General features: G+C 70.6%; 16 protein-coding genes and 1 other RNA gene. 7 read left to right on the forward strand and 10 right to left on the reverse strand.

Annotated features, from left to right (window positions below; all coding sequences use genetic code 11):
* The first annotated feature begins 8 nt into the window (after nucleotides 1-8).
* Nucleotides 9-791, forward strand: a complete 783-nt coding sequence (locus ITJ59_RS13120) for an inositol monophosphatase family protein (RefSeq protein WP_194651665.1) — start codon at nucleotides 9-11, stop codon at nucleotides 789-791.
* Nucleotides 792-796: 5 nt separating this feature from the next.
* Here the strand turns inward: ITJ59_RS13120 and ITJ59_RS13125 are convergent, their stop codons facing one another.
* Nucleotides 797-2299: an MFS transporter gene (locus ITJ59_RS13125; protein ID WP_194651667.1), complete on the reverse strand. Its 1503-nt coding sequence runs from the start codon at nucleotides 2297-2299 to the stop codon at nucleotides 797-799.
* 513 nt (nucleotides 2300-2812) lie between these two features.
* Between ITJ59_RS13125 and ITJ59_RS13130 the strand changes: the two genes are divergently transcribed.
* The 5 genes from ITJ59_RS13130 to ITJ59_RS13150 all read left to right on the forward strand — a co-directional run bounded on the left by ITJ59_RS13130 (nucleotide 2813) and on the right by ITJ59_RS13150 (nucleotide 11614).
* Nucleotides 2813-5509, forward strand: a complete 2697-nt coding sequence (locus tag ITJ59_RS13130; protein ID WP_194651669.1) for a helix-turn-helix transcriptional regulator — start codon at nucleotides 2813-2815, stop codon at nucleotides 5507-5509.
* Nucleotides 5510-5946: 437 nt separating this feature from the next.
* The gene (gene glmS / locus ITJ59_RS13135) at nucleotides 5947-7761 is read left to right on the forward strand and encodes a glutamine--fructose-6-phosphate transaminase (isomerizing) (protein WP_194651671.1); all 1815 of its coding nucleotides are present in this window, start codon (nucleotides 5947-5949) and stop codon (nucleotides 7759-7761) included.
* A 259-nt stretch (nucleotides 7762-8020) separates the two neighbouring features.
* The gene (locus ITJ59_RS13140) at nucleotides 8021-8734 is read left to right on the forward strand and encodes a M50 family metallopeptidase (protein ID WP_194651673.1); all 714 of its coding nucleotides are present in this window, start codon (nucleotides 8021-8023) and stop codon (nucleotides 8732-8734) included.
* Between the two features lie 171 nt (nucleotides 8735-8905).
* On the forward strand, nucleotides 8906-10303 hold the full coding sequence (locus ITJ59_RS13145; RefSeq protein WP_194651675.1) for an O-acetylhomoserine aminocarboxypropyltransferase/cysteine synthase family protein: 1398 nt from the start codon (nucleotides 8906-8908) through the stop codon (nucleotides 10301-10303).
* A 3-nt stretch (nucleotides 10304-10306) separates the two neighbouring features.
* Nucleotides 10307-11614 carry an LLM class flavin-dependent oxidoreductase gene (locus ITJ59_RS13150; RefSeq protein ID WP_194651677.1) on the forward strand — a complete coding sequence of 436 codons (1308 nt, stop codon included), beginning with the start codon at nucleotides 10307-10309 and terminating at the stop codon, nucleotides 11612-11614.
* Between the two features lie 16 nt (nucleotides 11615-11630).
* On the opposite strand, the gene ITJ59_RS13155 is transcribed toward ITJ59_RS13150, so the two are convergent.
* The 9 genes from ITJ59_RS13155 to ITJ59_RS13195 form a co-directional block, all read right to left on the reverse strand.
* Nucleotides 11631-13274 carry an APC family permease gene (locus ITJ59_RS13155; protein ID WP_228511475.1) on the reverse strand — a complete coding sequence of 548 codons (1644 nt, stop codon included), beginning with the start codon at nucleotides 13272-13274 and terminating at the stop codon, nucleotides 11631-11633.
* Nucleotides 13275-13425: 151 nt separating this feature from the next.
* A complete protein-coding gene (locus tag ITJ59_RS13160; protein ID WP_194651678.1) occupies nucleotides 13426-14208 on the reverse strand; it encodes a hypothetical protein in 783 nt (260 codons plus the stop codon).
* 159 nt (nucleotides 14209-14367) lie between these two features.
* Nucleotides 14368-14744: a transfer-messenger RNA gene (gene ssrA, locus ITJ59_RS13165) on the reverse strand.
* Between the two features lie 100 nt (nucleotides 14745-14844).
* Nucleotides 14845-15321 (reverse strand): SsrA-binding protein SmpB, encoded by a 477-nt coding sequence (smpB, locus tag ITJ59_RS13170; RefSeq protein WP_194651680.1) that lies wholly within the window; start codon nucleotides 15319-15321, stop codon nucleotides 14845-14847.
* Between the two features lie 89 nt (nucleotides 15322-15410).
* A complete protein-coding gene (gene ftsX, locus ITJ59_RS13175) occupies nucleotides 15411-16325 on the reverse strand; it encodes a permease-like cell division protein FtsX (protein WP_194651682.1) in 915 nt (304 codons plus the stop codon).
* A complete protein-coding gene (gene ftsE, locus ITJ59_RS13180; RefSeq protein WP_111086441.1) occupies nucleotides 16322-17077 on the reverse strand; it encodes a cell division ATP-binding protein FtsE in 756 nt (251 codons plus the stop codon). The genes ftsX and ftsE overlap by 4 nt, the downstream gene beginning before the upstream one ends.
* 61 nt (nucleotides 17078-17138) lie before the next feature.
* On the reverse strand, nucleotides 17139-18248 hold the full coding sequence (gene prfB / locus ITJ59_RS13185) for a peptide chain release factor 2 (RefSeq protein WP_194651684.1): 1110 nt from the start codon (nucleotides 18246-18248) through the stop codon (nucleotides 17139-17141).
* 49 nt (nucleotides 18249-18297) lie between these two features.
* Nucleotides 18298-20199, reverse strand: a complete 1902-nt coding sequence (locus ITJ59_RS13190) for an ABC transporter ATP-binding protein (protein ID WP_194651686.1) — start codon at nucleotides 20197-20199, stop codon at nucleotides 18298-18300.
* Between the two features lie 65 nt (nucleotides 20200-20264).
* Nucleotides 20265-21428: a cysteine desulfurase family protein gene (locus ITJ59_RS13195; RefSeq protein ID WP_194651688.1), complete on the reverse strand. Its 1164-nt coding sequence runs from the start codon at nucleotides 21426-21428 to the stop codon at nucleotides 20265-20267.
* 58 nt (nucleotides 21429-21486) lie between these two features.
* On the opposite strand from ITJ59_RS13195, the gene ITJ59_RS13200 reads away from it, so the two are divergent.
* Complete coding sequence (locus tag ITJ59_RS13200) at nucleotides 21487-23631, forward strand: glycogen debranching protein (protein ID WP_194651690.1); 2145 nt, start codon at nucleotides 21487-21489, stop codon at nucleotides 23629-23631.
* The last annotated feature ends 152 nt before the right edge of the window (nucleotides 23632-23783 follow it).

Consider the following 23783-nt stretch of genomic DNA (forward strand, 5'->3'; position numbering starts at 1 on the left):
CTCGACCCGTGGACCTCAGCGCCGACCTGGACTTCGCCCGCTCGCTCGCCGACATCGCCGACACGATCAGCCTCGAGCGGTTCCGGGCCGCCGACCTGCACGTGTCGAAGAAGGCCGACAGCACGCACGTCACCGACGCCGACCAGGCCGTCGAGCACGCCCTGCGCGAGCGGATCGCGACCGAACGACCCGACGATGCGTTCCTCGGCGAGGAGACCACGGCCGACACCGGCGCCGAGGCCACCAGTGAGGGTCACCGCCAGTGGGTCATCGACCCGATCGACGGCACCGCGAACTACCTGCGCGGCGTGCCGGTGTGGGCGACCCTCATCGCCCTGGCGGTCGACGGGCGTCCGGTGCTCGGCGTCGTGAGCGCCCCCGCGCTCGGCAAGCGCTGGTGGGCGGCCGAAGGGCTCGGCGCGCACTCGTTCGACGGCGAGCTCCGGGTCTCCGGTGTCACCGACCTGGCCGACGCGAGCCTGAGCTACAACAGCCTCCAGCAGTGGGACGACGACGACCGGCTCGACTCGCTCGTCGACCTGTCCCGCAAGGTCTGGCGCACCCGGGCCTACGGCGACATGTGGTCCTACATGCTGGTGGCCGAGGGCGTCCTCGACATCGCGGGCGAGCCGGACCTGAAGCCGTGGGACATCGCCGCTCTCGTGCCCATCGTGGAAGAGGCAGGCGGGCGTTTCAGCTCACTCGACGGCGACCCCGGGGCGTGGCACGGCAGCGCACTCGCGACGAACGGCCTGGTGCACGAGGCCGTCGTCGAGGTCATCCGCCGCTAGCGCCGTCAGGCAGCGGTCGCAGCCTCACGCCGGGCAGCGCGCCGCCTCACCACCAGGTCCCCGACGGCGAGCACCAGCGCCAACGCCATCAGCGACACCGTGAACGTCGTGCCGCTCCGGAACGCGTCGTGGTACGCATCGAGCCGACTCACGCCGCCGGAGCCGGCGCCGGAGCCGCCAGAAGCCGCTCCCCGCACGATCCCGTAGAAGATGCTCGTCGCCACCGCGGTGCCGATCGCCGTCCCGACGCGCTGCCCGAGCTGCTGCATGGACCCGGCGACGCCGGACTGCTCGACGGGGATCTCGGCCAGGGTGAGCGTCTGGTTGGGCGACACCACGAACCCGCCGCCGAGCCCACCGACCAGGAACGCACCGGCCATCGCCCACGGCGTGACCTCCGGCGGGGTCAGCACCGCGGCGAGCATGAGCAGCACGAAGCCGACGACGACCATGAACAGGCCGAAGACCACCAGGGCGCGCCCGACCCGGTCGACGATCCGCCCGCCGACGTACGACCCGACGGCGCTGGTGGCCGCGAACGGGATGCTCACCATGCCGGCGAACAGCGGGGAGAGCCCGAGGCCCTCCTGCAGGAAGAGCGTGACCATCAGGAAGGACGCCGGGATCGCCGCGAAGTAGACGGCCACGATCGACAACCCGTTGCGGTAGGACGAAAGCCGGAACAGCTCGAAGTGCACCACCGGCGACTTGCCCTGCCGCTTGTACCGGACCTCCCACAGCACGAAGAGTCCGAGGAACACCGCGAAGCCGACGAGCCACAGCCACCGGGCACCGGAGTCCCCCGCGCCCGTGGTGAGCACGAACGGCAGCATCAGCGTGATGATCGCGGCGCCGAGCAGCAGGATGCCGACGATGTCGAGCTCCCGGTCCTTCGCCTGCCCCTGGGCGCCCTTCGGCAGCAGCTTCACCGCGAAGAACAGGGCGACGAGCCCGAGCGGGACGTTCATCCAGAACAGCAGCCGCCAACCGTTCTCCTCGCCGCCGAGCGCGATGAGCCCGCCGCCGATGGTCGGGCCGAGGGCGGTGGAGATGCCGATCATGGCGCCGAACAAGCCGAAGGCCCGTCCTCGTTCCGGTCCGCGGAACAACTGCTGCACCAAGCCGATCACCTGCGGCATCTGCGTCCCGGCGGCGAAGCCCTGCAGGATGCGCGTGACCATGAGCACCTCGATGGTCGGGGCGACAGCGCACAACAGGCTCGATCCGGTGAACGCAACGAGCCCGACGATGAACAGGGCACGTCGGCTCTTCAGGTCACCGAGCCGACCGGCGGGCACGAGCGCGAGTCCGAATGCCAGGGCGTACCCCGCGACGATGAACTGGAGCGACGAACTCGTGGCGTCGAGGGACCGCTCGATGGACGGCAGCCCGACGTTCACCTTCGACAGGTCGAGGATGGTCAGGGCCGCCACGGCCACGCAGACCGCGAAGGCCCGCCAACGCGTGCGGTCGTCGAGGCGGGCATCGGTCGGATCAGCGCTGGACATCACCGTCATTCGTACACCGACCGGGCACCGGAGCCAGCGGCCTCGGCTGTACCCCGGTTCTTTACCACGATGGAGCAGACCGTGATCGGGCCCCCTCTCCGTGGCCCCCCGTACTGGGGGCACGGTGGGCGGATACGGGGTGCGCACCGCGGCTCAGATCGGCAGGACCTGAGTTATCGTGCATCAAGCGGTTGGTCACGTGACGGCCTGGATTCCCTAGATCCGGGTGCAGAACAGACCGACCGTGTTCGTCCGAAGACCCTAACCCGAGGGGTGATACAGACGATGACATCATCGTTCCCGAGCGGAACCGAGTGCACCCTCACTCGTCGACCGCGTTCAAACCACGACAGTTCCGGCGCGCGCACCGTCGCCGCCTTCCGTCCGCACTCCGACACGGCAACCCACCGTGCAGCAGTCCGGTCCGCCTCACGGCGCCCCGTCGCAGCGTTCGCAGCGCTCACCGACGACCTCTCCGCAGCATCCGCTTCCGGGCCCGGAGGCCGGTGAGTCATGGCACTCACCGGTCGACGTCTCGAGGTCGACCGGATCGCGACCCTCGCTGTACTCCCTCGGGAGTCCGCGATGGTCGTGGTCGGCGACCCTGGTTCTGGACGCAGCAGCGTCCTCGACGCGGTCTCGAACCGCGTTTCCCTCCCCGTCGTGCGGGTCGGTGTCAACGGGAGTGAATCCCGTTGGCCGCTGGCCGGCGTGACCTCCCTGTTCACCGCGCTCGACGACCCCCGTGCGACGGCCCACATCGCCCATCTCCTGCAGACGGGTGAGACGGCGGTCCCCGTGGCCGCCGGACTGGCGGCGGCGCACGACTTCCTCGACGCCGTGCACGCACTCACCCTGCCGCCGACGCTCGTGCTGATCGACGACCTCGACCGCATGGACGCCGAGAGTCAGGAGCTCATCGCGTTCCTCGCCGGCCGACTCGCAGGCACTGCTCTGCGCGTCGTGGCGACGGTCCGTTCGGTGCCGTCGGACGGTCCGCTCGCGGCCCTGCCGATGCTCCGCATCGAACCGTTGCCGTCCGACGAGGCGCTCCTCCTCGCCCGTTCGATGGCTCCGGAAGAGGCGAACGACGGCGTCCTCGCCGTCCTCGCCGCGGAGACCGGGGGCAACCCCGGCGCGCTCCGCGAACAGCTCGCGGTGCTCAGCCGCGAGCAGCTCACCGGTGCGGAGCCGATCGTGCTCCCGCTCCGACCCACCCCGACGACCGAGGCCCTCGCGGCCGTCGCACTCGGGTCCGCCGCGGGACGAGATCTGGACGTCCTCGCGAAACTCGCCCTGGTGCCGGTCGCGAAGACCACGGCATGGGACCGCGACGAGTTGGACGACCTGGTCGGAGCAGGCCTCACCACCGTGCGGGGCCAGAGCGTGACGGTCCGCGACCCGCTGGTCCGGTCCGCGCTGTACTGGCGGATGCCTGCCCGTGACCGCCGCGCGGCGCACGCCGCGCTGGCCACGGCGAGCGCCGAGTCCGACCCGCGGGCCGCCGCGTGGCACCGGAGCTTCGTCGACGACGTCCCCGACGTGGTCGCGCTGCTCGCCGCAGCACGGTCGTACGTGCTGGACGGCAACGTGCTCGCCGCGATCGCCCTCACCGAGCGTGCCCTGCACGTCGGGGGCGGCACCGAGGACGAGCTCGTCGCGTTGCTCGGGGTCGCCGAGGCCCTGCTCGGCAAGCGGATGCTCGGCTTCGCCGCGCGCTACCTCGCTGCGCTCCGGCCGTTCCGGACGACGGCGCACGAGGTCCGTCGGCTGCGCCTGCAGTACTCGGCGCAGTACCTCAGCGGCGACGCCGTGCACGCCGACGAGCTCCTCGTGTCGGTGGACGCGACGGACCCGGCCGACGTGGACGCGGTCGCCGGCCTGATGGCCATGGTGGCGTGCTTCCGTGCCGAGGCGTGGGAGCTCGACCAGGCGAAGGACCTGCTGCACCGGGTCGGGGCCCTCGAGGCGTCGGCGTCTCCGCACACCGTGGAGATCACGACGACCGCGCAGGAGCTCATCGCTGCGATCGACGGCACCCTGCCGGCGGACACCGACCTGCACGACGGGCTCGCGACGTCGGTGCTGCTGGCGATGTCCGACCCCGCCCTGCTGCTCCTCGCGCACGCGCTGAGCATCGCCGAGCGGTACCGGAGCGCGCGTCGGGTGTTCGCCCTCGTGCTCGCCCGGGGCCCGCAGACGGCCCCGGTGTGGACCGAGGCGGCCCGCTACCTGACCGCCGAGAACGAGGTGCGCTCCGGGAACTTCCGGCAGGCGCTCCGCGCGATCGACGTGTGGGAGGCCGGTTCGTCGGTGGTCGAGCGGCTCCGTGAGCCGTCGCGGGCCATCGCGATCGCCTGGCGGCACTTCGCCGAGGGGCGGTCGGCCGAGGCGCTGGCCGTCGTGGACCGGTGCCTCGAGCACCGGTCGACGAGCCGCCTGTGGGGTGCGACGGCGAAGCTGCACGCGCTCCGCGGTCGGGTCCTGCTCCTCGACGGACGACTGGACGAGGCAGCCGCCGCACTCGAAGCGGCGGACGCCATCGGACGGTCCCTGCGGAACCCCGCGGTGCTCCGGCACCTCGGCGACCTGGTCGAGGCGTACGCACGCCTCGGTCGGATCGACGACGCCCGCACCATCACCGCGCGGCTCGCGGCAGACCACCACGCGCGGCCCGGTCGGTGGGGTGCGCTCGTGCTGGCGAGGAGCCTCGCGCTCGTCGCCGACGACACCACCCGTGACACCGCCCGTCGCCGCGCGTTGGAGCTGTTCCAGCCGCACGACTCGCAGTTCGAGCGGGCACGGACCTTCGCGGCCCTCGCGATGGTCGGCAACCCCGCCGAGCGTCCGCGTCTCGGTGCGGCTGCCGCCGCGGCGTACGAGGCGGCCGGCATGCGCCGTCCCCTCGTGACCCCCGCACCGGCTGCGGTCATGCCGCAGTTCGGCACGGGTACGTCGCTCAGGTCCGCACCGGTGCTGTCCGCGTCGATGCCGGGCACGCCCCGGAGCGCTCCGGACGCCTCCGCCGTGCTCACGTCGCTGACGGCCGAGGAACGTGCCGTCGTGCAGAAGGTGACGGAGGGCTACCGCAACCGCGAGATCGCGTCGTCGCTGTTCATGTCGCAGCGCACGGTGGAGCTGCGGCTCACGCAGATCTACCGGAAGGTGGGTGCGCGGTCGCGCTCCCACCTGGTCGCGCTGCTCACGTAGTCGAAGCGAGCACAAGGCGGACGGGAGGCCCGGTACCAGCTGGTACCGGGCCTCCCGTCCGCCTTTTCCCTGTCCAGAACGCGGCGCGCGTTGCGGGAGTCCGCACGCGTCCGCACCGCGGTGTCCCCAGGACGCGGGGAACCGCAAGAGCAGTCGACGACTGTTGCCGTGGCGGCGTCGCCGGGTGAGGCTTCTCATGCACCGACCGCCGTGCCCCTCCCGAGGGGCCGGACCGCGGTACCCCGTCCGGTACCCGAGCCTCGTGGCCCACCCACTCCGACGTCCGTCCTCGCCTGATCCGAGGACGGGCGCCGGTCCGGGCGGCGAGGTCCCGGACGCGCGGCAGACCCGACGGCGGTCGGTGCCGAACCCTGCTCCAACCACCCCTGTTCCACCCACCCCCGGTTCCACCCACCGTTCCCCCGAAGGGACAGCCGATGTGCGGCATCATCGCGGCGCGCGTGTCTGACGACGCGACGCCCTACCTGCTCGACGGACTCGAGCGACTCGAGTACCGCGGCTACGACTCCGCCGGCATCGCCGTCCGGACCGCCGCCGGACACACCGAGACGATCCGCTCGGTGTCACGGGTCGGTGACCTGCGCACCCTCGTCGCTGCCCGGTCCGGCGACGCCCTGACCGGGGTCGGCATCGGCCACACCCGGTGGGCCACGCACGGCGCCGTGCGCGAGGCGAACGCCCACCCGCACGCCGACTGCTCCCGGCGCGTCAGCATCGTGCACAACGGCATCATCGAGAACGCCGACCGCCTGCGCGAGATGCTCACGGCGCAGGGCCACCGGTTCCGCTCCGAGGTCGACTCCGAGGTCGTCGCCCACCTCGTCGAGCGCGCCCTGGCCGTCGACCCCGACCTGATGCTCGCCGTGCAGATCGCGACCGCGCAGCTCGAGGGATCGTGGGCGATCGTCGTCCTCGACGCTCGCGACGGCCGGATGGTCGTGGCCGCGGACCGTTCCCCGCTCGTCGTCGCCCGGTCCGCCCGCGGCGACTTCGTGGCGAGCGACATCGGTGCGATCGCCGAGTGGTGCGAGACCTTCGTGGCGCTCCGCGACGGCGACGTCGTCGAGCTCGGCGAAGCCTGGACCTGGTCGTCGAACGGCATCACCGTGCCGGTGCCCTTCCCCACCCCGTCGCCGTTCGCCCAGGCCGCGCTCGACCTCGGCGACCACCCGGACCACATGGCGAAGGAGATCAGCGAGCAGGCCGACGTGGTCAGCACGATCCTGGACCGCGTCGCACGCCGCACCGCCGACGGCAGCATGTGGGTCGGCCTCGGGCTGCCCGGCTTCCACCGTCTGGCGATCGTCGCCTGCGGCACCTCGCTCAACGCCGGCCAGGTGATCGCCACCGCGCTGCGCGGCATCGGCGGGGTCCCCACCGACATCGTCGTCGCCAGTGAGGCCGACCAGGCCGTGCTCGGCCCCGACACGCTCGTCGTCGCGATCAGCCAGTCCGGCGAGACCGCGGACGTCCTCCGCGCGCTCGACCGGTTCGAGGACCGCCACCCGGTGCTCGCGCTGACGAACAACATGCACTCCTCGCTCGCCCGCCGGGCCGACGCCGTGCTCGACTGCCACGCCGGCCCCGAGATCGGCGTAGCCGCGACGAAGACGTTCACGGCACAGGTCGTCGTCGGGGTCGCCGCGGTGATCTCCGCGCTCGTCGCCTCCGGCCGCATCGAGGTGACGCGTGCGCACGCCCTCGTCGACGAGCTCCTGGACCTGCCGGCGCGCATCGAGCACGCCACGCAGGTGTCCGCCGACCGGATGCCGCTCCTGGTGTCGAGCGTGAAGGCGGCCACCGGCTTCCTGTTCCTCGGTCGCGGTGCCGGCCTGCCGTACGCCGCCGAGGGCGCCCTGAAGCTCAAGGAGCTCAGCTACCGCTGGGCCGAGGCCTACCCCGCCGGCGAGCTGAAGCACGGGCCGCTCGCCCTGGTCGACGAGGGCACGCCCGTCGTCGTGATCGACCACGGCGAGCCGAAGATCCAGTCCGCCATCGCCGAGGTCCGCGCCCGCGGCGGCTTCGTCATCACCATCGGCGGCGAAGGCTCGGACATCCCGGCGCTCGGCAGCCGCGGCACCGGTGGGCTCGCCTGGGGTGCGATGGCGGCGCCGTGGGGTCCGCTCGAGGCCGTCGTGCCGCTGCAGATGCTCGCGCGTGAACTCGCCCTGCAGCTCGGCTGCGACGTCGACAAGCCGCGCAACCTGGCCAAGTCGGTGACGGTCGAGTGATGCGGGGTCGGATGAACCACCTGACGACGTTCCTGCTCGTGCTCACCGCGTTCTCGATCGCCATGACGACGGTGCTCGTCGTGCTCGTGGCGGGGCCGGCCGTCCTGGGCTGAGGCCGCGCGGGCCGGGCGCCGCCTGGTTCCGACTCGGAACGACGTTGTCGATGTCGTGCGACGTCGAGGGTGTCGTTCCGCGGCGGACGCGGCGGAGCAAGCCGGGTCTCGGGCAGTTCGCGGGACGAGGCTGCGATGCTGGTCCCTTGACCACCGCAGCCCCGCCCCTCGTGTTCGTCGCGCTCGTCGTCGGCGCGCTCCTGCCGTTCCTGCCGCTCGTCGGACGCGTCGCCCGGATCGCCGCGACGATCGCCCACGAGGTCGGGCACTGCATCGTCGTCGTCCCGTTCGGTGGCCGCATCCAGCGCATCGACCTGCACCCGGACGGCTCCGGCGAGGCCTGGGTCCAGCTCGGTCGGCTCCCCGGCGGCATCCGCTGGCTCGTCCGGATCCTCAACCTCTACGCCGGGTACAGCGCTCCGCTCTGGGCCGGGGTGCTGCTGGTCACCGGGGTGCTGCACGGCTCGCGGTGGCTGCCCGTCGCCGTGCTCGGTGTGATCGGGCTCGTGGCGCTGGTGTTCGTGCGGAACTGGTTCGGGCTGCTCGTCGTGCTCGGGTTCGACGTCCTGGCGCTGTGGGTGGCACTGCGTCCGTCCGAGACCACGGTGCTCGTGGTCGCCGCCGTCGGGGCGTTCTTCGTCGTCGACGGACTGCGGTCCGTCGTGCAGGTTGCACGGTGGCTGCTCACCGGGGCCCGCGTGCAGACGGACTTCCACATCGCCGCAGCCGAGATGCGGGTGCCCGCCGGGGTCTGGTTCGTGCTGTTCGTGCTGGTGAACGGCCTCGCGGTGTGGCTCGCCCGGGTCCCGCTGCTCGAGGTCTGGGACACGGTCGCGGCGGGCGTGCGCGCGCTCTTCTGACGCCCCGCGCATCGCGCTCCCAACACGTCCGCGACGATCCACGCGGTGATCGACTCGTGGAGTGTCGCGGAGCGGGTGCGCGCACCGGCTCCGCGTAACGGAACGCCGCAAACGACCGTCCGCGCGGCGGAGGCTGCGAGGCTACCGCCAGACGACTCCCGGAGGTGTCCCATGGCGAACGACGATCACGGTTTCTCGACCGAGCAGGTGCACGGCGGCTTCGTGCCCGACGCCGGCCACGGCGCCCGGATCCCCGCCATCCACATGTCCTCCGGGTTCCTGTTCGACGACTTCGACCAGGCGCGCGACCGGTTCGCCGGCACCGAGGACGGCTACACGTACACCCGCCTCGGCAACCCCACGAACGCCGACGTCGAGCGCCGCGTCGCCCTGCTCGAGCGCGGGGTCGAGGCCATCCTGGTCGGCAGCGGGCAGGCGGCAGCCACCGTCGCGTTCCTCGGACTCCTGCAGGCCGGCGACCACGTCGTCGCCGCCCGCAGCATCTACGAGGGCACCAAGGGACTGCTCGTGCAGAACCTCGGCCGGCTCGGCATCGAGGTCGACTTCGTCGCCGACCAGCGCGACCTCGACGAGTGGGCGCGCCTGGTCCGCCCGAACACCAAGGTCTTCTTCGCCGAGACGATCCCGAACCCGAAGAACGACGTCCTCGACATCACCGGCGTCGCCGACACCGCGCACCGTGCCGGGGTCCCGCTGATCGTCGACAACACGCTGGCGACGCCGTACCTGGTCCGCCCGGTGGAGCACGGCGCCGACATCGTCATCCACTCGGCGTCGAAGTTCCTGTCCGGCCACGGTGCGGGCCTGGGCGGCGTGGTCGTCGACGGCGGCACGTTCGACTGGTCCGCCTCGCCGGAACGCTGGCAGCACCTGACCAGCCCGGAGCGGTCGCTCGGCGGCGAGAGCTACGTGGAGCGCTACGGCAACCGGGCGTTCGTCGTCTTCGCGCGGGACGTCGTCGCCGCGCGCATCGGCCCCGCCCCGTCGCCGTTCAACGCGTTCCTGATCCGCCAGGGCATCGAGACGCTGAGCCTGCGCGTGGAACGCCACAGCGCGAACGCGCTGGCGGTGGCGCAGTGGTTGGAAGCACAGCCGGAGGTGACGAGCGTCGACCACGCGGGTCTGGCCTCCAGTCCGTTCCACGACCTCGCCCAGCGCTACCTGCCGCGCGGAGCCGGCTCCGTCTTCGCCTTCACGCTGGCGGGCGGCGAAGCCGCCGCGCACACCTTCATCGACAGCGTCCAGCTGTTCAGCCGGATGACCCACCTGGGCGACGTCCGCTCGTTGATCCTGCACCCCGCGACGACCACGCACGCCGGCAAGACCGCAGCGGAACGCGCCGACCAGGGCATCGACGACGGCCTGATCCGACTGTCAGTCGGCATCGAGGACGTCGCGGACCTGCTCCGCGACCTGCAACGCGGGTTCGCCGCGTTGCGTTCCGGGATCGACGGGGAGAGCCTGGAGGCCCGTGGCGCGTCCGACGCGGAGCGCGCGTCCCTGGAACACGCGGTCCCGGGCACGCACGTGATCTCGGAAGAGCGCTAGACGATGGCACGACCGCAGCACTTCGGGTACTTCTTCTCGCGCGGCTTCGGTCCGCAGGCCTGGGGGCGCTCGGACTGGGACTGGGGTCACGACTGGACCAAGCCCGACCTGTACCAGCAGTCCGTCCGCACGCTCGAGCAGGCCGGCATGGACCTGGTCATCGCCGAGGACGCCATCTCACTCGGCAACCCGTCGACCCTCGACCTGCGCATCCGCCAGGCCTACGGCGGGCCGAAGCACGACCCGCTGCTGCTGGCGCCGTACCTGTTCGCAGCGACCTCGCACATCGGCATCGCGCCGACCGTCAACGCCGGGTTCACACCGCCGTACCTGGCCGCACGACAGTTCGCCACCCTGGCGCACCTGTCGTCCGAACGGCTCGGCATCAACGTCGTGACGGACGTCGGCAGTGCGCGGCACGCGGGTCTGCCGCCGCTGCCGCACGACCTGGCGTACGACCGTGCCGAGGAGTGGCTCAGCCTGGTCCGCCGACTCTGGCGCTCGTGGGGGCCCGACGGCCACGTCGGGGATGCCTCCGACTGGCACTTCGCTGACGGCGAGGCGCTCGACGCCTTCCACCACGAGGGCGAGTACTTCACCGCGGACGGCCCGCTCAACGCGCTGCCGCTCGACTCGGACCCGGTGGTCGTCTCCCCCGGTGGCTCCGGTCGGGGCCTCGCGTTCGCCGGCACCCACTCGGACGTGCAGCTCGCGCTCGCGCCGCTGTCGGCCGCCGCGGTGGCGGACTACCGCGGACGCGTGATCGACGCCGCCGCCGCCGCGGGACGGACGGCCGCGGACCTCCGGATCCTGTTCGTCCTGAAGCCCGAGATCGTCACGTCGTCCGCCGAGGCCGACCGGATCGTCGAGGCGTCCCGACACCCGTCCGACGACGACCTGCGGACCGCGGCGATCGCGTGGTCGAGCGACTCCGAGACGGACCTGCTCGCACTCGACCTCGACGCACCGGTCCCCGAGGGCACCTTCGGTGACCACGTCTCCGCCGGCACGATCCGCGGGCTGCTCGGCGACACCCCGGACGCTCCCCTGCGCGCGCTCCTGGAGCGCAAGGCCCGCAAGGGTCGGGTGTCCTCGCGCGAGGGCTTCGTCGGGACCGCCGACGAGTTCGCCGACTTCATCGAGGAGCTCGGGTCGGACGCCGACAACGACGGCATCATCTTCTCCGGCGACCTGCACCCGGCGCAGATCCACCGGATGTTCGGCGACCTGGTGCCGGTGCTCCGGCGCCGCGAGCTCCTGCGTCGGGAGTACGGCGCCGGGGGCATCCGGGCGAACCTGTTCGACTTCTAGTGGTGGACCGGCTCGACTAGTGGTGGACCGGCTCGACCACGCCTGATTCCTCGACGTCACGCACGTCGTCGGCGGTGCGGAGGATCTCGTCGCGTGGACTCGCGGAGTTGATCGCCCAGAAGTAAACAACCAGCGAGAACACCGCGACGACGACGATGTCGATCCACAGCGGGAACACCGGGTGCTCCAGCGGACCGAAGTCGCTGAGGAACACGATGAGCCCCATGCCGATCAGGTAGGGCAGCAGCCACTGCGCCGCCTTCCAGTCCCATCGCGGCCGGACGCTCGTCTTGCCGCGGAACACGTTGTTCAGCACGATCACCACGGCGCCGATCAGGATCGCGACGCCGAGCTTCCAGTCGGTGTCCCACCCGGTCCACAGGATGATGAGGTTCGCGACGATGAACGCGACCGGTGACAACACCGACGCGGCGGGCATCCGGTACGGACGTTCGATCTCCGGGATCCGCTTCCGGAACGCACCGAGTGCCAGCGGCGCCCCGGCGTACATCAGGACCGACGCACTCGTGATGAGGCTGACCAGTCCCTGCCACGACGGGAACGGTGCGAAGCACGCGCAGCCCACGACGAACGCCGTCACCAGGCCGACCCACGGCACGCCCTGCTTCGTCGTCCACTCGAAGGCCTTCGGGAAGTACCCGTTGCGGCTGAGGCCGTACGAGATGCGGCTCGTCGCCGTCACGTAGATCAGGCCGGTGCCCGCGGGCGAGATGATCGCGTCGATGAAGATGACCACGGCGAGCCAGGTGATGCCGGCCGCCATCGCGATGTCGGCGAAGGGACCGGTGTACTTCGTGAAGTCCGCGGTCGCCCACGAGCCCTGGATCGCACCGGACTGCAGCGCGCCGAGGAACACGACCTGCAGGAGCAGGTAGATCACGAGGCCGATGAGCACCGAACCGATCACCGCTCGGGGGATGTCACGCTTCGGGTTCTTCGCCTCGCCTGCGAGCTGGTCCGCCTGCTCGAAGCCGAGGAACGCGAAGATGATGCCCGAGGTGGAGACCGCCGCCAGGACACCCTTGGCACCCTCGGGCATGAAGCCATCGGCGGCGATGAAGTTGCCCCCGTGGAACCCGCTGAAGCCCAGGACCATGATGACGAGCAGCGGGATGAACACCTTCCACCAGGTCGCCGCCGAGTTCGTGTTGGCGAGGATCCGCACACTGAACAGGTTGATGACGGTGACGACGGCCATCAGGACGACGGCGATCGCGATGCCCGCGCCGGTGAGCAGCTGCTGGGTCTCGCCGTCGACGACCACGGTGTGCAGCCACGGACGGGCGAACTGCCAGTGCTGGGCGTACTTGATCATCGCCTCGACCTCGATCGGGGCGACGGTCACCGACTGCAACCAGGAGAACCAGCCGAACGAAGCCCCCGCGATCCCGCCGAACGCGATGTGCGGGAACCGTGCCGTGCCGCCGGCGATGGGGAACATGCCGCCGAGCTCGGCGTGCACGAGGGCGAGCACGAGGATCGCCACGCCACCGATGCACCACGAGATGATCGCGGCGGGGCCGGCGGTCTTCAGGGCCTCCTGCGACCCGAAGAGCCACCCGGAGCCGATGATCGACCCCGTCGAGGCCCAGATGAGCCCGATGAAGCCGACGTTCCGCTTGAGGCCTGAGTCCGGCAACGCCGGTGTCGTCGTTGTAGCCACTGCTGCTCCCGTCGAGTGAGCGTCACCCCACGAACGGGGGTCGCGCTCATCGACTCTGGCACTCGGGCAGTGGTTCGGCCGGATTCTTTAACATGCCGGAAACAATTGTGCTGTATAAGAACTCAGGCTACTTCTTGGACTTCTTCTTGCCGTCGGCCTTCTTGTCCGGCTTCTTCTTGTCCGACTTCTTCTTGCTGTCGTCCTTCTTCTTGGACGGCTTCTTCGCGTCCTTCTTCTGCTTCTTGCCGTCGCCCTTCGGCTTCCCCGGCGCCGAGGGCAGCGGCAGGACGGGGGCCTGCTCCGACGACTCGACCCCGTCGATCGGCTCGACGACCACCGCGGAACCGGTGTCCAGCTCGACGTCCACCGCGTGCTCTTCGAGCACCGGAGCGAGCGCATCGGTGACCCGCTCGACGGTCAGCACCGCGTCGTCCTCGGCGAGCCGGAGCAGTGCCTGTGCCGTCCGGACGCGCGTCGTCGTCTTCCGGGCGAGCACGTCGGCGCGGGCACCTTGGAGGAAGGTGCGGAGGGTGCGCTCGACGACCGACCGGCCTCGGGGCGCAGCGCGGTCCAGGCGGTCGAGCTCCCCGGCGACTCCGGCCACGTCGTCGGCGACGTGCTCGTGCCGCACCGACTCGATCAGTGCGGCGATGGCGGCGGCACCCCGTTCGACGGCAGCCGAACGCTGGTCGAGCACGACGAGCATCTCGACGACCGACCCGTACGTGACGGTCTCGAGCCGGACCGGTTCGGCACCCCGACCGCGGACGACCAGGCGAGCATCGGGTGTGGGCAGCCAGGCGGCGAGGGCGGCGACCGTGGCGACGGACCCGACGATCCGCTCGTAGTCGGCGAGCACCACTCGCTCCTGCTCGCGCAGACGGACTCGGATCGCGATCTCCTGCACCACGTGGGGGCCTTCCGTTGGGGGTACGGCGCCAGCGTGTTCTGTGCGCCTGATCCGGAGCGTAGTCCTGGTCCGGCAGCACAACGGCAAACGCCCCGGCTTCGTCCAGGGACGATGGCGGGGCGCTCAGGCAACGGTGACAGCGGCTCGACGACCGGCGAATGGTGGAGATGGGGGGAATCGAACCCCCGTCCATCGCTGCAATTCGACGTCTTCTACGGGCGTATCCGGATAGTTCGTTCTGCTCGGCCCCGTCCTTTGCTACCGGCTTCTAGGACGACGGGCCCAGTCTCAGTGCAAGTCCCGCACGGCCCTGAGGCGCAACCGTGCAGCAAGTCCTCTGGATGACGCCGGGATCAGGTTAGGGGACGGTCACCTGGCCGACGGACTTCATGTGCTGGGCTGCTTACGCAGCGAGAGCGAAGTCAGTGCGCTTGGAATTGGCACTTGTTGTTTTCCACGGATCGTTCACGAGATAACCGTGGGTCCTCGGCCCGCTTCCCGTCGGCACACAGGCAATGTCGAAACCGATCATCCCCATGCGGGCCGGACGTGCGAACCGCTGTCACGCTGTTGAGTTGTGTTGCCAGTGCTCTGATCGGAGCAGTCCCTCAGTCTAGTCGAGGGAGATGTGCGGCGCTACTCGCCGACGCGGTTCTTCGTGCGCATCGCCCGTTCGGCTTCGCGCTTGTCGGTCTTCTCGCGCAGGGCCTGGCGCTTGTCGAACTCGCGCTTGCCCTTCGCGACCGCGATCTCGACCTTGGCACGGCCGTCGTGGAAGTAGATCTGCAGCGGCACGAGCGTGTAGCCGCCCTGTGACGTCTTGTGCGAGATCTTCACGATCTGCTGCTTGTGGAGGAGCAGCTTGCGCTTGCGTCGGGGTGCGTGGTTGTTCCACGTCCCCTCGGTGTACTCGGGGATGTGCACGGAGTCGATCCACGCTTCACCCCCGTCGATGAAGGCGTAGCCGTCGACGAGCGAGGCACGACCCATGCGCAGGGACTTCACCTCGGTGCCGGACAGGACCATGCCGGCCTCGTACGTGTCCTCGATGAGGTAGTCGTGTCGGGCGCGACGGTTCGTCGCGACGATCTTCTCACCGCGTTCCTTCGCCATGACGACTCCTCTCGTTCCGGGTGCTGCACTGCGCAGCCCTACAGACTACCCAACGCAGGACCGGCGGCGCACCTTCCCGGCGCGCCGCGTCAGACCTTGAGGTACCGGCGGATCGCGATCGAGGCCGACGCTGCTGCGAGCAGCACCCCGATGACGATCACCGCCGGGACCACGATGGCCGCGTCACCCATGCCGATGAACGCCGTTCCGGTGAAGCGCTCGGCCAGGAAGTTCCGGACGAAGAACCACACCACGGCGGTGATGGCGCCACCCGCCAGGACTGCTCCGATGGCGGCGGCGATCACCCCCTCGAGCACGAACGGCGTCTGGATGAACCGGTTCGACGCCCCCACGAGCCGCATGATGCCGAGTTCTCGCCTGCGACTGAACGCGGACAATCGGATCGTGGTCGCGATGAGCAGCACTGCGGCGACGAGCATCAACGCCGCGATGCCGATCGCCGTGTAGGACGACGCGTTCAACAGGTTGAAGATCGGTTGCAGGTAGCCGCGTTGATCGACGACGCTCTGCACGCCGGCGACCTTCGACAGACTCTCGACCAGGACGTCGGCCTGCGACGGGTTCTTCAGGTTCACCCAGAAGGTCTCGTTGAGGTACTCCGGCTTCACGAACTCGGTCGCCGCAGAGTCCTTGAACTGCTGCTTGAACCGCGTGAACGCCTGGTCCTGGTTCTCGTAGTACGTCTTCTCGATGTACGGCTTGAGGGTGGACGACTCGAGCTGGGCCTGGACCTGCTTGCGCTGGTCGTCAGTGGCCTTCGCGCCCGTGCAGTTGCCGGTGGTGTCGGTGTCGGTGCACAGGTAGACCGCGACCTGCGCCCGGTCGTACCAGTACCCCTTCATCTGGTTGATCTGCATCTGGAGCAGGATCGCCGTGCCCACGAAGGTGAGCGAGATGAAGGTCACGAGCACGACGGAGACGACCATCGACGCGTTGCGGCGCAGGCCCGAGCCGACCTCGGACATGACGAGTCCGAGCCTCATCGGATGAGCCCCGGGATGGTCTGGATGCCGGTGGTGTTCGACACGGTGCCGCGCTGGATCGGCACCGCCTGGGTCTGGTAGCCGCCGGACTGCTCGTCGCGCAGGACGGTGCCGTTCGACAGCTCGATGACCCGACGCTGCATCTGGTTCACGATGCTGGCGTCGTGCGTGGCCATGAGCACGGTGGTGCCTCCCTGGTTGATGCGTTCGAGGAGCGCCATGATGCCGGCGGACGTCGTGGGGTCCAGGTTGCCGGTGGGCTCGTCGGCCAGCAGGATCGCCGGCTTGTTGACGACGGCGCGGGCGATGGCGACACGCTGCTGTTCACCACCGGAGAGCTCGTGCGGCATACGGGTCGCCTTGCCGGCCAGGCCGACGAGCTTGAGCACGTCGGTCACGGCCTCGCTGATGAAGCCCTTGCTCTTGCCGATCACCTGCAGCGAGAACGCGACGTTGTCGAAGACGTTCTTGTTCGGCAGGAGACGGAAGTCCTGGAACACGACGCCGAGGTTGCGCCGGAAGTACGGCACCTTCCGCGACGCCAGCGACCCGAGGCGCTGCCCGAGCACGTGGATCTGGCCGCGGGACGGCTTCTCCTCCTTGAGCACGAGGCGCAGGAAGCTGGACTTGCCGGAACCCGAGGCGCCCACGAGGAACACGAACTCGCCCTTGAGGATCTCGAGGGTGAGGTTGTCGAGCGCCGGACTCGGGTTGCCCGAGTAGACCTTGGTGACCTGGTCGAATTTGATCATGACCGGATCAGGGTAGGTCGCCCCGCTTGGAAAGCAAGCGAGGCGCGCGGCTCACGAACCCCTACGCGTCGACGGATTGCTTGCGCCAGCGGATGCCCGCGTTGATGAAGCCGTCCAGGTCGCCGTCGAACACGGCTGAGGGGTTGTTCACCTCGTGCTCGCTCCGCAGGTCCTTGACCATCTGGTACGGCGCCAGCACGTAGGAACGGATCTGGTCGCCCCAGCTCGCCGTGATGTTGCCGGCGAGTTCCTTCTTCTTCGCGTTCTCCTCTTCCTTCTTCAGCAGGAGCAGGCGCGACTGCAGCACGCGCATGGCGGCCGCACGGTTCTGGATCTGCGACTTCTCGTTCTGCATCGAGACGACGGTGCCGGTCGGGATGTGCGTCAGACGCACCGCGGAGTCGGTCGTGTTGACGGACTGCCCACCGGGGCCCGACGACCGGAACACGTCCACGCGGATGTCGTTCTCCGGGATGTCGATGACCATCGTCTCCGGCATGAGGGGGATGACCTCGACCGCGGCGAACGAGGTCTGGCGCTTGCCGGCGGCGCCGAACGGCGACATCCGGACGAGACGGTGGGTGCCCGCCTCGATCGACAGGGTGCCGAAGGCGTGCGGTGCGTCGACCTCGAACGTGGCGGACTTGATGCCCGCTTCTTCGGCGTAGGACGTCTCCATCACGGTGGTCTTGAACCCGTGCTGCTCGGCGTAGCGCAGGTACATGCGCATGAGCATCTCGGCGAAGTCCGCGGCGTCGACGCCACCAGCGCCGGCCCGGATGGTGATCACGGCTGGGCGGTCGTCGTACTCGCCGTCGAGGAGCGTCTGCACCTCGAGGTCGCCCATGGTCTTCTGGATCGCCTTGAGCTCCGCGACGGCTTCGTCGGCGGAGTCCTGGTCGTCGCCCTCGTTCGCCATCTCGACCAGCACCTCGAGATCGTCGATGCGCCGCTCGGTGTCGGTGATCTTCTTGAGTTCCGACTGCCGGTGCGAGAGCGCGCTCGTCACCTGCTGCGCGTGGTCGACGTCGTCCCAGAGGTCCTGGGCACCCGCCTGCTCGCTGAGTTCGGCGATGTCACGCTGCAGGCGGTCGACGTCGACCACCGAGCGGATGTTGCCGAAGGTCTCTCGGAGGGCGGAGAGCTGCTCGGTGAAGTCCAGTTCGACCATGGTCACCGATCCTACCGGCGCGAGCTCGCCACGTCGGACCGACCGGCGGCTAGGACCCGCTCAGCGCTGCTTCGTCCGCAGCGAGGTCCTTCTGCACCGCGAACTGGGTCCGGTGCAGCTCCTCGTACCGCCCACCCGCTGCCAGCAGTTCCTCGTGCGTCCCGCGCTCCACGACCGAGCCGTCCTCGACCACGAGGATGAGGTCCGCGCTGCGGATGGTCGACAGCCGGTGCGCGATCACCATCGCCGTCCGACCCTCGAGCGCCTCGCTGAGCGCAGCCTGCACGGCGGCCTCGGACGTCGAGTCGAGCGCCGCTGTCGCCTCGTCGAGGATGACCACGCGCGGCTGGGCGAGCAGGAGCCTCGCGATGGTCATCCGCTGCCGCTCGCCGCCGGACAGTCGGTAGCCACGCTCCCCCACCATGGTGTCCAGCTGGTCCGGCAGCGACCGGATGAGCGGCTCGAGCCGGGCACGGCGGACGGCGTCCCACACCTCGTCCTCCGTCGCCTCCGGCCTCGCGAGGCGCAGGTTGGAGCGGATGGTCTCGTGGAACAGGTGACCGTCCTGCGTAACCATGCCCATGGTGTGCCGCATGGAGGCGAACGTCACGTCGCGGACGTCCGTGCCCGCGAGTCGAACGGCGCCGCTGTCGACGTCGTACAGGCGCGAGAGGAGCTGCGCGATCGTGGACTTGCCGGCACCGGACGTCCCGACGAGGGCGACGGTCTGCCCGGGCTCGATCCGGAAGGACACCCCGTGCAGGACCTCGTCGCCGCCGCGGGTGTCCAGCGTGGAGACCTCTTCCAGCGAGGCGAGGGACACCTTGTCGGCGGACGGGTAGGCGAAGCGGACGTCGTCGAACTCGACGGACACCGGGCCGTCGGGGACGACGACGGCATCCGGCTTCTCCTGGATGAGCGGTTCGAGGTCCAGCACCTCGAACACGCGCTCGAAGCTGACCACCGCGCTCATGATCTCCACCCGGGCGTTCGCGAGGCTGGTCAGCGGCGCGTACAGGCGGGTGAGCAGGAGGGCCAGCGTCACCACGTCACCGGTGTTCAGGCCGCCACCGAGTGCGAGGGAACCGCCGAGCCCGTAGACGAGCGCGAGCGCGAGCGCGGAGACCAGGGTGAGTGCGGTGACGAAGACGAACTGCAGCAGGGCGCTCCGGACCCCGATGTCGCGGACGCGGGCGGCGCGGACACGGAACTCCTCGGCTTCTTCGTCGGGCCGGCCGAAGAGCTTGACGAGCGTGGCGCCGGGCGCCGAGAACCGCTCGGTCATCTGCGTGCTCATCGCGGAGTTGTGGTCGGCGGCCTCGCGGCGCAGCGCGGCCAGACGGCTGCCCATCCGGCGCGCGGGGATGAGGAAGACGGGGAGCATGACCACCGCGAGCACCGTCACGACCCACGAGGTGCTGAGCATGACGACCAGGGTGAGGACCAGCGCCACGACGTTCGTGACCACGCCGGACAGCGTGCCGCTGAAGGCCTGCTGCGCGCCGATCACGTCGTTGTTGAGACGGCTCACGAGCGCGCCCGTCCGCGTGCGGGTGAAGAAGGCGATCGGCATCTTCTGCACGTGGTTGAAGACGGCCGTCCGGAGGTCCAGGATCACGCCCTCGCCGATCCGCGCCGAGTACCAACGGGTCACCAGCGACGCGGCGGCGTCGGCGACGGCGACCAGGGCGATGACGACGGCGAGCCAGACGATCGTGTCGACCGCGCCGCGGGCGGCGATGACGTCGACCACCTGGCCGGCGAGCACCGGCGTCGCGACCGCCAGGAACGCCCCGACGACGGAGAGGACGATGAACACCACCAGCTTGGCCCGGTAGGGCACCGCGAAGGTCATGATCCGCCGGACGGACGCACGGGAGATGCCGTGCTTGCCGTCCCTGGCGGTGGAGATCTTGTAGAGCGAGCTCCAGGCCGCGCCTTCCATGCTCATTGCAGTTCCTTCCGTGGCAGCGGTGCCGCCTGGGTTGCCATCAGGACAGTAGGCCCCGCGCGCCCCTACCGACCCAGCAACGGCTCCCGCGACGCCATTCCCGCCGCCCCCGCCCGCGCGACCGCGTCCGGCAGCGCTGCCAGGAACGCGTCGACGTCGGCGTCGGTCGAGGTGTGGCCGAGGGTGATCCGGAGGGCACCCCGGGCGTCCTGCTCGGACAGCCCCATCGCCAGGAGCACGTGCGACGCCTCGGGCACCCCGGCCTGGCACGCCGACCCGGTCGACACGGCGACCCCGGCGGCGTCGAGGAGGAACAGGAGCGAGTCGCCCTCGCACCCCGGGAACGTGAAGTGCGCGTTGCCGGGCAGCCGGTCGACCGGGTCGCCCATCAGCAGCGCCGACGGCACGGCGTCGAGCACCCCGGCGACCAGACGGTCACGCAGTGCCCGGACCGAGGCGTGCGACGTCGACGCCGCGACCCCGAACGCGGCAGCGGCCGGAGCGTCCTGCGTTCCGCTGCGGACCTGGCGTTGCTGCCCGCCACCGTGGATGAGCGGCTCGACCGTCGCCTTCCGTCCGAGCACCAGCGCACCGATGCCGACCGGCCCGCCGATCTTGTGGGCCGAGACGCTCAGGGCGTCGAGGCCGGAGGCCGCGAAGGACACCGGCACCTGCCCGTAGGCGGCGACCGCGTCGCTGTGCACGGGCACGCCGGCGGCGTGCGCGAGCTCGACGATCCGCGACACGGGCGCGATGGTGCCCACCTCGTTGTTCGCCCAGAGGAACGTGACCAGGGCGACGTCGTCGGCGGAGGCGAGCCGTGCCTCCAGTCCGGCGAGGTCGACGCGACCCTGTCCGTCCAACGGGACCACGTCGACGACGGCGCCCTCGTGCTGCTCCAGCCAGGTGACCGTGTCGACGGTGGCGTGGTGCTCCCCCGCCGGGACGACGATGCGGGGTCGGGCGCGGTCGCGCTGCCGGGCCCAGAACAGGCCCTTCACGGCGAGGTTGATGCTCTCGGTGCCACCGGAGGTGAAGACGACCTCGACGGTGTCGGCGTCGAGCGACCGGGCGACGGCGGCACGGCCGTCCTCGAGCAGCATCTTGGCGCGCTGCCCGGCGCTGTGGATGGACGACGGGTTGCCGACGGTTCCGAGCGCGTCGGTGAGCGCGGCGAGCGCCTCCGGCAGGATCGGCGTCGTCGCGGCGTGGTCGAGGTAGACCGACATCTGCACCCCCTCGTTCGAGCGTGTCCAGGATACGCGCCGGTCCTCGTACCCTTGACGGGTGCACGAGACAGCGATCGACCACACGCCGGGGTTCGACCTCGGGGCCGACGTCCCGCGGTACTCCCTGCGGTCCGCCACCGCCACGGACGTCGTCCTGGTGGCCGAGCGAGCGGACGGCCAGACGGTCCGGTACCCGCTCGAGCGGCTGCCCACGACCGACGTGTGGGCGGCCGAGACCCCCGGCATCGTGCCCGGGGACCGGTACCACCTGCTCGTCGACGGGCCGGTCGGACCGCGCAACGAGTTCGACCGGACGCGGCCCCTGCTCGACCCGTACGCCCGCGGCATCGCCCCGACCGGAGCGGACGGACCCGGACCCGGAACCGGAGCCGGACCCGACCGCGTGACCGGACCCGACACCGGGACGGGACCCGGCTCCGGCGCCGGAGCGCCCCGCTGGACGAGCGTCGTCGTGGACGACGCCTTCGACTGGGGCGGCGTCGTCAAGCCGACCGTCCCGCTCGACCGCGCCGTGGTCTACGAGGCCAACGTCCGCACCCTGACCGCCGCGAACCCGCACCTGCCCGAGCACCTGCGCGGCACGTACGCCGGGGTGGCGCACGAGAGCACGATCGCGCACCTGCACCGCATCGGCGTCACGACGCTCGAGCTGCTGCCGGTGCAGGCCTTCGACACCGAGAACTGGCTGCGGGACGCCGGTCGCGAGAACGCCTGGGGCTACAACACGCTCGGGTTCTTCGCGCCGCACGCCGCACACGCCTCGGCTCCCGCACGGGCCGAGGGTGCATCAGCGGTCCTGCGCGAGTTCAAGGGCATGGTCCGGTTGCTCCACGAGGCCGGCATCCAGGTGGTGCTCGACGTCGTCTACAACCACACGGCGGAAGAGGGCCTCGGCGGCCCGACCACCAGCCTGCGCGGCATCGACGGCGCGAACCGGTACCGGTGGGCCGCGGGGGAACCACCGTTCCGGGACACCTACTTCGACACCACCGGCTGCGGGAACACCCTCGACACCTCGGTCGAGTCCACCGCCGACCTGATCGTCGACAGCCTCGTGTACTGGGCGCGCGAGGTGCAGGTCGACGGCTTCCGCTTCGACCTGATGGCCGCCCTGGCCCGGAACGCCGACCACGTGTTCGACCCGTCGCACCCGTTGCTCGAGCGGATCCGGAACCACCCCGACCTGCAGGACACCCTGGTCATCGCCGAGCCGTGGGACGTCGGTCCGGACGGTTGGAAGACCGGTGCGTTCGGCGCGGCCGGGGACCGCACGAGCGAGTGGAACGACGGGTTCCGCAACACGGTCCGCCAGTTCTGGCTCACCGACATCGCCGAGGAACGCCGCAACGGCATGCCCCAGACCGGCATCGGCGCGCTCGCGGGCGCCCTGACCGGCTCGCGCCACGTCTTCGGCGCCGAGCGCGGCCCGCTCGCGAGCGTCAACTTCGTCACGGCGCACGACGGCTTCACGCTGCTCGACCTGGTGTCGTACGACGGCAAGCACAACGCGGCGAACGGCGAGGAGAACCGCGACGGCTCGAACGACAACCGCTCGTTCAACCACGGCATCGAGGGCGACACCGCCGACCGCGGCGTCCGGGCAGCGCGCGGCCGCTCGATGCGGAACCTCGCGGCGACGCTCCTGCTGTCCGCCGGGGTGCCGATGCTCACGGCCGGGGACGAACGGAGCCGCACGCAGCACGGCAACAACAACGCGTACGTCGTGTCCGAGGACCTCACCCCGGTCGACTGGTCGGACGACGAGGACGCCGAGTCGATGACCGAGGCCGTCGCCGCGCTCGCCCGGTTCCGGAGCGCGCACCCCGCGCTCCGCCCGACGCGGTTCGGCGTCGAGGGCCAGGAGACCCCCGGGGCGTCGCGGATGTCCTGGTACGGCCCGGACGGGCACCCGATGACGCTCGAGGGCTGGGACCAACCGGTGCACCGTGCCCTGCAGTACTTCGCCGAGTCGACGCCCGAGCACGAGCCGTTCGACCGGGTCCTGGTGGTCGTGCACGGCAGCGGTCGCACACGCGACCTGACGCTGCCGGTGCGCGAGGACGTGCTCGGCTACCGCCTCGCCTGGTCGAGCGAGAAGCACCGCGACCACGAGCGGCTCCGTCCCGCCGGCCAGGTCTTCACCGCTTACGGCCCCGGCATCCACCTGTTCGAGCCGGCGTAGCGCGCGATCCGGCCCACGTCCGGAACGCGGCCACGGGGCGGACGGGAGGCCCGTGGCGGCCCCGCCACGGGCCTCCCGTCCGGTTCCTCCACAGGTCCACGGCGCGCCCGACCGTCCACAGCGGGCCGATTCCGGGGAACGCGGAGGCGCTC

The organism is Curtobacterium sp. VKM Ac-1393 (assembly GCF_015350995.1).
Classification (GTDB): domain Bacteria; phylum Actinomycetota; class Actinomycetes; order Actinomycetales; family Microbacteriaceae; genus Curtobacterium.

Bases quoted from the DNA above. Each gene is read 5' to 3' on its own strand.
- smpB (WP_194651680.1), bottom strand. From the start codon at position 15,321: ATGGCGAAGGAACGCGGTGAGAAGATCGTCGCGACGAACCGTCGCGCC.
- ftsX (WP_194651682.1), bottom strand. From the start codon at position 16,325: ATGAGGCTCGGACTCGTCATGTCCGAGGTCGGCTCGGGCCTGCGCCGC.
- ftsE (WP_111086441.1), bottom strand. From the start codon at position 17,077: ATGATCAAATTCGACCAGGTCACCAAGGTCTACTCGGGCAACCCGAGT.
- ITJ59_RS13190 (WP_194651686.1), bottom strand. From the start codon at position 20,199: ATGAGCATGGAAGGCGCGGCCTGGAGCTCGCTCTACAAGATCTCCACC.
- ITJ59_RS13145 (WP_194651675.1), top strand. From the start codon at position 8,906: ATGGCGAACGACGATCACGGTTTCTCGACCGAGCAGGTGCACGGCGGC.
- ITJ59_RS13195 (WP_194651688.1), bottom strand. From the start codon at position 21,428: ATGTCGGTCTACCTCGACCACGCCGCGACGACGCCGATCCTGCCGGAG.
- ITJ59_RS13130 (WP_194651669.1), top strand. From the start codon at position 2,813: ATGGCACTCACCGGTCGACGTCTCGAGGTCGACCGGATCGCGACCCTC.
- prfB (WP_194651684.1), bottom strand. From the start codon at position 18,248: ATGGTCGAACTGGACTTCACCGAGCAGCTCTCCGCCCTCCGAGAGACC.
- glmS (WP_194651671.1), top strand. From the start codon at position 5,947: ATGTGCGGCATCATCGCGGCGCGCGTGTCTGACGACGCGACGCCCTAC.
- ITJ59_RS13125 (WP_194651667.1), bottom strand. From the start codon at position 2,299: ATGTCCAGCGCTGATCCGACCGATGCCCGCCTCGACGACCGCACGCGT.
- ITJ59_RS13150 (WP_194651677.1), top strand. From the start codon at position 10,307: ATGGCACGACCGCAGCACTTCGGGTACTTCTTCTCGCGCGGCTTCGGT.